Genomic DNA, 12,542 nt, shown 5'->3' with positions numbered 1-12,542 from the left:
GGTTTTAAAAATATTTCTCAACATATATCTTTTCTTCACAAATTACCTCCTCGTAATTTATTCACTACTTTTACTATGTTATATGAAAAATAGAATGTTTCTATACTAGTTCAATTGTAATTTATGTATTTATTTATCTAATTAACGTAAAATATTCTTTGTTAATAAACACAGCAATTCGATGGTCTCATATATGGTAAAAAAATTGCATCAACTATACTAATACTTTGTCTTAGGGGGGGGGCTCTAGGTTGTTTTTATGCTCAAAAATCAAGCTATTAAGCCAATCTTAAACCTTTTTGCGATATCTCGCTTCTATTGTTAAAGCGTGTACTCATTTTGCCACACATTTGTTTATGTATGGAAATAAAATCCTGTAGATTATCGGATGATTTTTAGCTATAGTTATTTTGTAGGCTGCGTATCTGCATTCTTCGTCCATAATTTACATCCCGTCAGTTTTATTAAACTCAAAGATGATTTGTACTACGAGATGAATGAATATTGGGCAGATGATATTGAATAACAGAGTGAAGATTGAACATGAGAATCGTAGCTGCAATTAGGTAAAGATTAAGTTGTAGAGGAGGCGTAAATGAAGAATATCAAGCATTATGCTTTTTTGACTATTGTAGTTTGCCTTATATCACTTATTTCAGGTTGTACGAATCAGAATAGTTTTAGCGATAATAATAGAGAGCAAAAAACAGAAAATCAAAAGTCTGCAAGAAATGAAAGGCACTCAGAAAATAATGAAAATGTTGACTGGAAAGAGGTAAGTAAAAATGGTGTTGATGAAACTTTGCTTATAAAAAACATAGATAAAAAGGTTCTCACGTATGTGGCTAAACAATTACAAAATCTATGCGACGAAATTTATGAAAAGGGGCGCAAAGACAAATTCTATTGGCTGACAGGACAATGGTATAACGATGTAGTATATTCTAAACAATATATTAGTGTCATATTATTAGGTAAAAAAGCAATGAAACCATTGTTCCTAATAATATATAAAAGCAAACAGGCTGGAATGTATGAATGGGTTTGTAGTAAAGCTTTAGATAAAATATCTGGTTTTGATTTCTCGGGATTAAACAATGGCGTAGGCTGGAGTAATTCTAGAGAATTTTTAAAGGCATTTACCGATAAAATTATTGAACAAAAGAATTAACAATTCTCTGTTTACAATTGTCTTGGATGCCTATACTCCTACAATATTCCCAATATTAACTTCCATTCTGCAATGAGCATTAAGGCTATTTTGCTGCCGAGTGTTTGTGTGCTCTAGTTTCTTATGTTTTGGGGAACAAATCGGTGTAAAAATTGTAAAAAAGTTCCCTACATTATTTGATTTCTCACGGTAAAGGCTTGTTGGTTATTCCAGAAAATAAGGTCTCTGAGTTTAAGAAGTTGCTTGTTGAGTATTGAGGGCGAAGATTTGCAGGCTGTGACGGATGCGTTTGCTTGCGTTCGTGAGGATGATTGGAAAGCGCGGTGCAAAAATGAAAGAAAACGAATTGGCGGTCGGTTGCGCTCATTTGTCGGCAGAAATTGCGCTTTCAACGGCAATTGTCAATCGCACTTGCTACTGCGCAACTGCTGTTTCAGATATAATTTCACCATGATCATGATGAATTCGAGTTTGAAATGGAGATGTTTTTATGATTTTAGCAGATAAAATATTGGAACTGCGTAAACAAAACGGTTGGTCGCAGGAGGAATTGGCGGACAAATTGGGCGTCAGTCGCCAATCTGTTTCCAAATGGGAAGGCGCACAAAGTATCCCGGATATGGAGCGGATAATTGCATTGAGCCGTTTGTTTGGTGTTAGTACAGATCTTCTGGTAAAAGATGAAATTGATGTTATGGGGAAGAACGTCAACGCAGATGAAAATGCCTGCCAGGAAGAAGCCGGCGTTCGCATGCGGGTAATTGAGCTGGAAGAAGCCTCCGCTTATATTGCTCACAGAATATCATTTGCCGCCTATGTTGCTCTAGGCGTTCTTCTTTGTATTCTGGCGGCAATCCCGTTGGTTGGCAGTGATCTTTTGCTTTCTCCTACAGTAAATGCGCAAGTCGGTAAAACTATGTGCTTAGCATTCAGTGTTGCGATTATTACCGTAGCTGTAGCTATTTTTATTATTCAGAGTTTCCACGGAAAGCGTTATCAATATTTGGAAAAAGAGGACTTTGAAACAGCTTACGGTGTTGACAGTGTGCTCAAAGAACGCTTGGAGAGGTTCATGCCGTCGTATGTGCTGCGGACGGTCAGCGGTGTCGTTTTATGTATGGTTGCCTTTATTTTTCTTATAATTTCGGATGCAGTGCCGAAATTTTATCAACTTTCATCCGGCTTTTTTGTAGTTACCGCTATTACCCTGGTGGCAGCAGCTGTTTATTTATTCGTACAGGCGAATATTATCCGCTCGTCCTATTACCGTTTGCTGCAACCGAAGAAAAAGATTGTCTATCCTGCAAAGATTAGGTTATTGCTACAAGCTTACTGGCTTATAATTATCTTCATTTATTTAGCCTACAGTTTCATCACGTCCGATTGGGGAAAAAGTTGGATTGTTTGGCCGTTGGCCGCATTGACTTACGGAGTAATAGAAGTAGTGCTCAAAGTGTGGAGGCTCGGAAAGAAATAAGTGACTTCCAGCGTCGATTTTGTGGCGAATAACAGGTGTTATCCGGACGAAATATGGTATGCTTGCGCTTATATTACCCCCAAGGAGTGAAAGTATGATTAAAATGTCGTGCATATAGGCTTTACCGTCGGGGTGCGGACATTTTTTAGACAGCCACACCCAGCCTACTTCTGTTCTCGATAAGACTTATTCCTCCAAGTTATCAAGTTGCTTATTTGATGGCTAGCGAAGATGCTCGTAGTAGGGAATTTGGCGTTTATTGATTGGTTAAGGATAATTATCCTAAATATGTTTTATCGATGGACACAATGAATTTTTCGCAAGAAGGGATTATACACAAATATTTACCAGATTTTCTAAAGGAGTAAACTATGGAATATAATTGCGGATTTATTAACGATAAAAAAGCATTTAGATATAGAGCAGCAGCCATCATAGTCGAAGAAGGTTGTGTGCTATTTGCAAGAAATGATGAGGACGACTATTTCTACTCAGTTGGCGGAGCGGTTCACATGGGCGAGACATCAGAAGAAGCCGTTAAGAGAGAAGTATTTGAAGAGACAGGTCTTAATTATGAAGTAGATCACCTTGCCGTCATACACGAGCACTTCTTCATCGGCAGCTCCGGCTTAGATGGAGTAGACTTCCATGAGCTTACACTCTATTACTTGATGAAGCCCATGGGCAAAAGAGATTTTACGAGCCATAGTACTACAGAGGCAGGTGCTAAAGAGACAATGCATTGGTTACCTATAGATGAGCTTGATAAGTGCAAGGCTTACCCGACATTTATGAAAGAATATCTTAAATCGGAGCATAGTGGAATAGAGCATATAATTTCAGATGAAAGATATTAATGAATCCCGCTATTATGGCAAGAGATCGTTACATAAACATTATTTCTGTTTATGTTCGGGCAGAACAATCAGCCGAAAATATTAGCCAGGATACAATTAGAGCAGTTCGAAGATGTACTCTCTTACATAGATTATGAAAACATAGATCATGATACAATTACGCTTATCTGAGTCTCGAAAGGCGCAGAATACGCGTTGATGCCGGAGTAATGATCATTGAATTCGGTGGAGAGGAAGAAGAAAATCAGAAGGCTAAAGCGGAGTCTCAAACCTTGATACTTGAAACACTTATGTTTTTGGATTGATTACCGTAGTCCCTTTACACTGCCACAGATACGCACGTTCCAACCCCATTGCCATCTTCCGTCATGCGACGAGCGTTAAGATCAGCTTCGTGATGGAGGGTTATCATCAGGGTAGTCTTGAAACATGCGAGACTGTCGTATTGATGTCAAGGGCTTAATAGGTGGGTGCAAATTTGCCTTTGTATAGCAGGGGTTTGCGAGAGTTATCGTTAAAAGGTTTAATTTGAAAGCGTAAGTGCGATGTTTCATTGTTTTCCTTGCGAATTGGCGGGTTTTCATTCCGACGATTGTCTGGATTTTGTTCCGATGTTTGGCGGGATATTAGTGCGACGATTGGCTTTGTTTAGAAATGTGGTTGTAGGACTAAATGTTAAAAGGTTTAGCGTGCGGTGGATTTAAGCTTACTTCTCGAGATTCTAGATGTGATTTTGCTATTCTGCTGTCGAGTGTTTGTGTGCTCTAGTTGCTTATGTTTTAGGGAACAAATTAGTGTAAAAATCGTAAAAAAGTTCCCTACATTATTTGATTTCTCATGCTGTTACAGTTGGTAACTATAGTGTTTCACCTTGTTTCTTTTTCCGTTGTAAATTATTTGTTAGTTTGTAATTAGACGGTATCTAAATCAAATGTTTCAATACTAATTTGGTTTCCGTCAAGTAATTTCATGATGTGTAATAAGTGATTTGAAAGGAGTTGTGTTATGAGTAGTGTTATATCTTTGGGAGAAAAAATTAGAAAGGCTCGTCTGGAAGCTGGGTTGACGCAGGAGGAGCTTTCGGAATTATTGATGGTATCTCGTGCTGCTGTAGCAAAATGGGAAACGAATCGGGGTTTGCCAGATATCGAGAATCTGAAATTTATTGCATCTGCTTTAAACGTGAGTGTTGATTATCTTTTGGATGAGAACAATAGCGTTGATTTTTCTATTACTAAGAAGCCTATTAATCTCAATAAATATGGTTTCGACGGTAGGTTGAGCGGTTTTAAGAAGTCGAAAATTAAAGAGCAGATTGTCCTAGATGAATATCCTGACTCAGAAATCAATATGCTAACTGTTGTTAAGACTTATAACAGTTCATCTGAGAAAATGGTGGATAATTTTGTTGGATGGTTTTCTACTCTCCTTGGAGGATTGCCATTGTTTGGCATATATGATTTCAGTAAAGCTGTTTCCACTCTTGGGGCTGATCAGTATTATTTGGTGGATAAAAAAGATAAGCAGTATTTCGTGCTTATAACTGATGAGTATATTATTAGCAGAATTATGGGAGTGGCGTTTAATAGTAAAAAGTTCCGTATTGGAGATAAAGAATTTATGAAAGTTGGTTTTCTTCGTAATAAGTAGTAAATGGGAGGGTGGGTCTGGTTTTAATATTTTTTCTCATAATATTTGTTGATAAAAAACATGATTAATGGAGAGAAGGCGACTGAAATAGCTAAAAGAGTAGCTGGTAAATATGCTTTTGTGATAAATGCAATTATGGCAATTATTCCCATTAGGTGCATTAGTATGAATGCCATTGTTGCATTTACTTTATCTTTGATTTTCTCGTTTCTTTCATCGTTCATATTTATTTTGTATGTGTGGTCTTTTTTCATCATCTTATAGTGCATGATTTTTACGTGTGAAAGTGAGATAATCGCAACAAAAACAACTGACAATACAATTTCGACGGATTCATTCAGTTTAAGAGTCAGTGCAAGAATTAATCCGCAAATACCTATTACATAACCTATGTACCAAAAATTCTGGGTTTTCTGTTTTTTCATTTTTTATCCTCCTCGTAGATAAATATTTCTTCGATTGTTAAATCAAAGTACTTAGCAATTTTGTATGCCAATATGATTGACGGGTTGTATCTTCCATTTTCCAGAGAACCGACTGTTTGTCTTGATACTTCGAGTGCGTCAGCAAGTTCTTCCTGGGTTATGCCTTTTTCTTTTCTAATTTGTTCAAGTCTATTTTTCACATTACATTCTCCTTTCTAATGGAAAGCTAGCTTTACATATAAGATAATTGTTTTGAAAGTAAATGTCAAGTTTGCTTTCCATTGGATTTAATTTCGATAATGTTGTTTGCAAAGTTTCATAGTATTCAAGAGAGTAAGAAAAATAGAAGTATAATTTTCTTTCAGATACTATTTCAGATAGTATTGTTCTTATGGGTAACAGTAGTGAGCTTTCGGTAAGTAACAGTGAAAATGCGTTAGTAGATTTTACTGAAAAACTTCTTGTGGATGTTAAAGATTTTAACAATAACAACAATAAAGTATTAAGTGTTCCAGTATCTGAATTATTGAATTTTGGATCTGGTTTATCGTCATTAATTCCTGCATGTAATACAGTTACTCAAACAATAACCATTCCTACGGATGGTCTTTATAAGATTGCTAATAAAGCTGCAGGTGATACTCTAAAATACGCAAAAAATGGGAATCTATGGGGATCTTTAAGAAAAGCTGACGGTGGTTCTAGAATGATGCAGATTTCAAAGATGGATTCTTTGCAAGGTTCTATGAAAACAGTATCTGCGTTTAATCCTGCTCTTTTAATGATGGCTGTGGCTATTTATTCTATTGAAAAAGATATGAAAAAGATTAAAGAGACTCAGGAAAAGATACTTACCTTTATGGAAGTTGAGAATGAGTCACAAATTGAGGCAGATGTTGAGTCATTGATGGGGATTGCTTCTACTTATAAGTGCAGTTGGGATAATGAAATTTCTGTTACGAATAATCATAAGCTTGTTATCGATATTAAGAATCGTGCTAGAAAGAACATTATTGCTTATCAGAAAAAGATTACTGATATTCTTCTGTTAAAGAAGTTTATTGTGTATAAAAGTAACGTAAATTCGACGTTGTCTGATTTAGGGAAAAAGTTTAAGTATTACAGATTGTCGTTGTATATTTTCTCTCTATCATCTTTGATGGAAATAATGTTAAGTGGTAATTTTTCGGAAGAGTACATTAGTAATGCAGAAAATGAGATAAAGAAATTGTCTGATGACTACCGTGAGAAATTTGAAAAAAGTTCTTTATATTTAGAAAAACTTGGTAATTCGGAAGTGGAAGTCAACGTTGTGAAAGCTATGGGTACTGCTGGTGCGGCTGTTGGTAAGCTAATTGGTGGTATTCCTTTAGTTAAAGATGGTTCTGTTGATGAGTTTTTACAAGATAAAGGAAACGGATTATATGAAAATGCTAATGCAATGGGGGCAAAAGCAGTAAAGGAGTTTGCTGTTTTGCGTGATCCGGAAACAAAAGTGTTTGTGGAAAAAATGGAGAATATAACTCAAATTTACAATCGTACTTCGCAAATATGTGTTGATAAAGAAAAAATATATTTGTTGTAAGTCATATATTGTTTCATGTTGTAAGAAAACGTTTAACGCGTTGATGTCAAAGGCTGATTAGGTGGGTGTGTTTTATAACGTTCGAAATTACGCTATTTCATTCGTTACTTTTTAACCCAAATCGCGCATTAGTTATTTGGGTCGTTAACAATGACTTCATCTGCACTATATTGTTTGCCAGTTGAAATAGAGTCGATGCCTTTTTGTAATTCTTTATCCAACTCGGCTCTTGTTAAGCTGCCTAAAGCAGTAGGCGTATTAACTGGCAAGCGGAGTTCAAATGGCATGCCTTTTTGTAAAACGATTTGGCTGTAAAGCATTTGTATTGCTGAAGATGGTGTTATTCCAAGCTGGTTCAATATGTTTTCAGCGTTTTCTTTAAGATTTGTATCGATTCTTGCATATACAGCGTTTGTGTTTGTCATTGTGCTCGCGTCCTTTCTGACCTTATTTTACAAAATGTTTGCAAGCATACGCAAGCAGATGAAAGCAAAAGTTTAATCACTATTCAGATTATGACTTCACATTGTTGTATCTTCGGATTCAAAATCAAGCTATTAAGCCAATCTTAAACCTTTTAACGATAGCCCTTCCTATCGTTAAAAAGTGCGCCCAATATCCATAGTATGCACTTGAAAAAATTAAAAATTTTTTCTTTAATAAGGCTTGTATGTGTGGTTTTTTTTTTAATAGTAATACTATTAAAGCTAAACAGACTATTATGGATTCTAATTTTAATAGAATTGTATTCTTATTAGAATTGCATATTAAGAATAAGGGGAACTTATGAAATTAATTAGACCAGATAGTAAATATATCCAAGGTTATATAGAAGCAAATGAAGAAGATGAAATTTTTAGGCCGAATGCAGAAAGACGTTTTATAAACCCTGAGACAATTATAGAGAGTTCTTATAACTATGAACATGGTATAAATTTGCCTGAAAATTATGTTAAAGCTACTACGTTTTGGCTGATAGATAATGAAAAATTTATTGGTGAAATTAATATTAGGCATGAATTAAATTCTTTTTTAATTAACTATGGTGGTCACATAGGGTACGAAGTTAGGCAATCTGAATGTATGAAGGGCTATGGAACAAAAATGCTTTCTATGGCACTTACATATTGTAAAGAGACTTTGAATCTACATAAAATTTTGATTACATGCGATGATGACAATATCGGATCCATACGAGTTATAGAAAATAATGGTGGAATTTTGGAGAACAAAGTGAAAAATAGCTTATCAAGAGGAAACGTTACAACAAGAAGGTATTGGATTAATATATAGAGGAAAGATGATGAGTGAGACGAATGTAAGGCCAGTGCTTTTCAAGCATGCTTTTTGGGGTCATGTGATTACAGAAACTGTTGCTGGCGTTTGCACGCTTATTATTGCGTTGCTTGTACAGCAGTTCGTAGGGCACCGCGTACTAGGTTGGGAAACTGTGGTCATACTCGCGTTGAGTGTTGTGGTGTTTTCGCTGCTAAGTGCAGCGTATCTGCAGTGGGATAGGCATCGCAGACCAGATGACGGATCTGGTGATTTACTCATAGGAATCATCGATTTTGCGTTAAGGCTTCTGGTGACTTCTGGTATTGCTTTATTGCTTGTTTCCGATATCACGCTGCTAAGCATTATTATTGGTGCAGCGATTACTAGTGTGTTGCTGTTTGTTTTTGAAAAGCCTTGGCAGCGCGGGATGACGGATGCGCAATTACAGGAAGCTTCAAAGAAATCGGTTGAGCTTGGCGTTCAAATGCTTGAAGAAGAGCGCGTAAAGCGCGCCGAGGCGAGAAACATGATTGCATTACAGCATGTGAGCGAAGGTAAAACAGGCACTCCTAGAGGCGTGTCTTTAACATTTTCCTCGTTAATCGTTGCGAATATGCTGATGGAAGCAGTATATGCTGTTGTCACATTTTTGCTTGCATTGATGCTGCAATGGTGGATGCTTTGTACTATCGCTGGCTGGAGCACGCTACTCGTCATATTCTTGGGCAATATGCTATTTTCTTGCGTGGCGGCTGCGGTTATGGTTCTGATGGGTGCATTGAAGGCTGATCAACAGAAATGCCTAACAAAAAGTTGGCCTTTCTTAGTTGTTGTTGTACTGCTTCGACTGCTGATCTTTGGTGTTCTCGCTTGGCTGCTTACACCGAGCTTAGTATGTGTAAGCGTAGTTGTTGGCATTGTACTTACCAATATTGTTCTCGTTATCAAGTGGCGCCCACGGAGAAGAACCGCAGTAGCAGCATAATATTTTGTGAGACTGTTTTCTTCTCTTTTGAGCAAAGGGTCCTGCGTGCGTCGAGAGTGTTGTTTTTATGCTGAGCGTTGCTCAATGCGTATAATTATGTGATAAAAAACACTAAAATACGTATAATTATGTGATTAAATGCACCAAAACATATATAACAATGTGATATACGCTAAGATATAATGCAATTTTTGCTTTTTTTTTAAACGAGAGTATTGTGTTATTAAATTTGTTAAATAAGCTATTGGATTTGTGTAGTTTGTAGTGAATTATTTAAGTTGGATAGCAATTTGCAAGTAATCATGTGAGTAGTTATGTAGGTTTGCATGTAAGTATTCATGCAAGTTTGCATTATTTTGAAAGAGTTTTAGGGGAGAGCTGGTTGCTGTGAAGACGATTTTTAGCAAAGATAATATTTTTATTCGCATGAGATCTATTAGTCCAGCATTGCGATGGGCTTTGGTTGGCTTCTGTTTTTCTATGCTTGGCAATCAGGCGTATGAAGGCTCGGTTTTGCCTTCTATTATTATTGTTGGCTTGCCGGCTTGGGTGATTGGTTTTCGTAAGACTTTTATGACGGTTGCCGATTTTCTTTCGCCATGCTCTGGTTGGATTGTTGATAAGCTTGGCGGTTTTCGCGCTCTTGCTATGACCGAAGGCGTAGAAGGCGTACTCAGTTTGCTACCGCTTCTTATGCTTGGTTCTCCTGCGTGGAAGTGGTCGCTTGTAGCTCTTTCTTGTGCGTTGTTGATTACTGGTCAAGTGATTGATATTGCTAGCGAAGTTTTTGAGGTTGATGCTGCAGGCGGCGATGACGGCATGATTGTAAACTACAGTGGCATTGTGAGCGTTTTGGCGAGTATTACAGGAACGCTGCTTGGCTCTCCGCTTGGTTCGTGGATTGCAAGCTGGTCGATTCCTGCGGTTTTGATTTTCTCGTCCGTGACTTCTTTTGCGGCTTGCGCTACGCGATTTATTATGAAGCAAGACATTGCGCAAGCATCTAACGAAGTAGAGGGAGCGTCGCAAGATGTAGAGAATGAATCGCAAGCGATTAGTGAAGAAGGAGAAGTATCGCAAGAATCGCAAGCAAATGATGTGACTAACAAATCTACAGCTAAGCAATCCGCGAATCCATTACTCAAGAGTAAAATCATGCTTCTTGCCGGATCTCTTTTGGTTGCTTTTATTCCTGCATGCTCTGTTTCCTATATCCTGCTCGGTTTTGGTAAGCAATATGGTTCTAACTCTTTGACGATATTGTATATTTTCACTGGTGTAGGAAGCGTATTTGCGTCCGTTTTGTATGCGCATTCGTCTCAAAAACTCGGTTTAAGAAAAGTTGCGATTTTAGGTATTGCTGTGAGCTTGCTTGCTTATTGCCTTATGTTTATTAATCTTTTGCCAATGATGTGCTTTGCATTCTTACTTGAAGCAATTGGCGGAATGTTGCTAGTGGAGCCGATTATTGTTGCGCGTCAGATTCTGTTTAAGGGAAGTACTCTCGCTAAGTTTTCTGGTTGGGCGCGCCTCGCGTTTGCGATTGGTGCTACAACTGGTTCTTGGATTGGATTTGCATTCTCGTCTACGTTCCAATGGCAGCTTTTGCCTATACTCGCGCTGATTTTCACAGCAGGATTACTTGTTGTTTTGCCGCAGCTGCCAAACACGAGCTACGTTACGGATTAGATTAATTTCGTCGCTATGTGGTAACCCAAGTTGTGATTTTGTGCAAAACTACTTTTGAGTCCTGTCGTCTTTTGCTAAGATTTGCTGACATCCAACGATTTGCATATATATGCATGTATGTGTATAATCTGTAAAAAATAAAAACAAAAATCTTGCGAGTATGAATACAAATAAAAGAGTATAAAATATACTGCACAAACCACAATACAGGAGACTCTCATGCACAAGATTATTCAAAAGTGGAATAGCATTGACCTTATTTTGCGTATTGTTATAGGTCTTTTTCTCGGTGCTGCACTTGGCATTTTTGTGCCAGCCCACGTTTATGTGCTAGACCTTATTGGAAAGCTGTTTGTGAGCGCACTTAAATCCGTTGCGCCTATTTTGGTATTTTGCTTGGTGATTGGCGCGCTTGCAAAAGCGAAAAGTGTTGGCAACATGAAGCTCGTAATCGTGTTGTACGCGCTGTCTACGTTTACTGCAAGCCTCGTAGCAGTATGTGCGGCTATGATTTTCCCTGTTGATTTCACATTTGCGCATGTTGAAGCAGCATCTTCGCCGTCGCCTCAAGGAATTGGTGAAGTTCTTAATTCCCTTGTGCTAAATATAGTGGTTAATCCTGTAGATGCTCTAGCTAAGGGTAACTTTATTGGTATTCTCTTCTGGGCAATTGCATTCGGTGTGGCTCTTCGCTTGGCTGAACCTTCTACAAAAGCATTCTTTGATAACGTTTCATCTGCTATTGGAAAAATCGTTCACTGGATTATTAACGCAGCGCCTTTCGGTATTATGGGCCTCGTTTATACAACGGTCGCAAGTAATGGTCTTCGTATTTTTAGCGAGTATGGTTCTGTTATTGCTTTGTTAGTGTGCACTATGGCTGTTGTTGCTTTGGTTATTAATCCTATTTTGGTTTTCGTTCTTACTGGCAAGAATCCATATCCTCTTATTTTTAGGACTTTGCGCGATTCGGGCGTTACAGCGTTCTTTATGCGTTCTTCCGCTGCGAACATTCCTGTAAACATGAATTTGTGCGAAAAACTTGGTTTTAACAAAGATAATTACTCAGTTTCTATATCGCTTGGCTCCACTATTAATATGAGCGGTGCTGCTATAACGATTTCTATTATGGCTTTGTGTGCAGCGCATACGCTCGGTATTTACGTTGATATTCCAACGGCTGTGATTCTTTCCGTGCTTTCTGCAGTTTCTGCTGCAGGTGCATCTGGTGTAGCAGGTGGTTCGCTTTTGCTTATACCTCTTGCGTGCTCGTCGTTTGGTATTTCAAACGATATCGCTATGCAAGTAGTTGCTATTGGTCTTATTATTGGCGTGATTCAGGATTCTTGCGAAACTGCACTCAACTCTTCCACGGATGTTCTCTTTACTGCGGTTGGCGAATATCGCATGTGGCAGCGTGCAGGT

General features: G+C 37.8%; 13 protein-coding genes. 10 read left to right on the top strand and 3 right to left on the bottom strand.

Annotation, left to right across the window (positions count from 1 at the left end):
* The first annotated feature begins 595 nt into the window (after nt 1-595).
* From Q0X59_RS05740 to Q0X59_RS05720, 5 genes are all read left to right on the top strand, one after another.
* Nucleotides 596-1,171, top strand: coding sequence for a hypothetical protein (locus Q0X59_RS05740; RefSeq protein WP_297643805.1), 576 nt, complete (start codon nt 596-598; stop codon nt 1,169-1,171).
* A 331-nt stretch (nt 1,172-1,502) separates the two neighbouring features.
* The gene (locus Q0X59_RS05735) at nt 1,503-1,625 is read left to right on the top strand and encodes a hypothetical protein (protein WP_297643803.1); all 123 of its coding nucleotides are present in this window, start codon (nt 1,503-1,505) and stop codon (nt 1,623-1,625) included.
* 36 nt (nt 1,626-1,661) lie between these two features.
* The gene (locus tag Q0X59_RS05730; protein ID WP_297643801.1) at nt 1,662-2,648 is read left to right on the top strand and encodes a helix-turn-helix transcriptional regulator; all 987 of its coding nucleotides are present in this window, start codon (nt 1,662-1,664) and stop codon (nt 2,646-2,648) included.
* A gap of 371 nt (nt 2,649-3,019) precedes the next feature.
* Complete coding sequence (locus tag Q0X59_RS05725) at nt 3,020-3,505, top strand: NUDIX domain-containing protein (RefSeq protein WP_297643799.1); 486 nt, start codon at nt 3,020-3,022, stop codon at nt 3,503-3,505.
* 1,005 nt (nt 3,506-4,510) lie between these two features.
* Entirely contained in the window at nt 4,511-5,155 is a 645-nt protein-coding gene (locus tag Q0X59_RS05720) for a helix-turn-helix transcriptional regulator (protein WP_297643797.1), read from the top strand.
* 23 nt (nt 5,156-5,178) lie between these two features.
* On the opposite strand, the gene Q0X59_RS05715 is transcribed toward Q0X59_RS05720, so the two are convergent.
* Both Q0X59_RS05715 and Q0X59_RS05710 read right to left on the bottom strand, forming a co-directional pair.
* Entirely contained in the window at nt 5,179-5,580 is a 402-nt protein-coding gene (locus tag Q0X59_RS05715) for a hypothetical protein (RefSeq protein WP_004574613.1), read from the bottom strand.
* The gene (locus tag Q0X59_RS05710) at nt 5,577-5,780 is read right to left on the bottom strand and encodes a helix-turn-helix transcriptional regulator (RefSeq protein WP_004134772.1); all 204 of its coding nucleotides are present in this window, start codon (nt 5,778-5,780) and stop codon (nt 5,577-5,579) included. Before Q0X59_RS05710 ends, Q0X59_RS05715 begins: the two co-directional genes overlap by 4 nt.
* A gap of 191 nt (nt 5,781-5,971) precedes the next feature.
* Here Q0X59_RS05710 and Q0X59_RS05705 point away from each other — a divergent pair, with 191 nt between their 5' ends.
* A complete protein-coding gene (locus tag Q0X59_RS05705; RefSeq protein WP_297643791.1) occupies nt 5,972-7,165 on the top strand; it encodes a hypothetical protein in 1,194 nt (397 codons plus the stop codon).
* Nucleotides 7,166-7,293: 128 nt separating this feature from the next.
* On the opposite strand, the gene Q0X59_RS05700 is transcribed toward Q0X59_RS05705, so the two are convergent.
* Nucleotides 7,294-7,590 carry a type II toxin-antitoxin system RelB/DinJ family antitoxin gene (locus Q0X59_RS05700; RefSeq protein WP_297643789.1) on the bottom strand — a complete coding sequence of 99 codons (297 nt, stop codon included), beginning with the start codon at nt 7,588-7,590 and terminating at the stop codon, nt 7,294-7,296.
* Between the two features lie 361 nt (nt 7,591-7,951).
* Here Q0X59_RS05700 and Q0X59_RS05695 point away from each other — a divergent pair, with 361 nt between their 5' ends.
* From Q0X59_RS05695 to sstT, 4 genes are all read left to right on the top strand, one after another.
* Nucleotides 7,952-8,458 (top strand): GNAT family N-acetyltransferase, encoded by a 507-nt coding sequence (locus tag Q0X59_RS05695; RefSeq protein ID WP_297643787.1) that lies wholly within the window; start codon nt 7,952-7,954, stop codon nt 8,456-8,458.
* Between the two features lie 10 nt (nt 8,459-8,468).
* Nucleotides 8,469-9,428 (top strand): hypothetical protein, encoded by a 960-nt coding sequence (locus Q0X59_RS05690; protein WP_297643785.1) that lies wholly within the window; start codon nt 8,469-8,471, stop codon nt 9,426-9,428.
* Nucleotides 9,429-9,815: 387 nt separating this feature from the next.
* Nucleotides 9,816-11,117 carry an MFS transporter gene (locus Q0X59_RS05685; protein WP_297643783.1) on the top strand — a complete coding sequence of 434 codons (1,302 nt, stop codon included), beginning with the start codon at nt 9,816-9,818 and terminating at the stop codon, nt 11,115-11,117.
* A gap of 219 nt (nt 11,118-11,336) precedes the next feature.
* On the top strand, nt 11,337-12,542 hold a 1,206-nt coding region (gene sstT, locus Q0X59_RS05680), incomplete at its 3' end, for a serine/threonine transporter SstT (protein ID WP_297643781.1).

Origin of the sequence: uncultured Gardnerella sp. (assembly GCF_947280595.1) — a bacterium.
GTDB classification, from domain to species: Bacteria; Actinomycetota; Actinomycetes; order Actinomycetales; family Bifidobacteriaceae; genus Bifidobacterium; species Bifidobacterium vaginale_A.
Note: the sequence above shows the minus strand (reverse complement) of the source record. Positions and strands in the feature narration are given on the sequence as shown.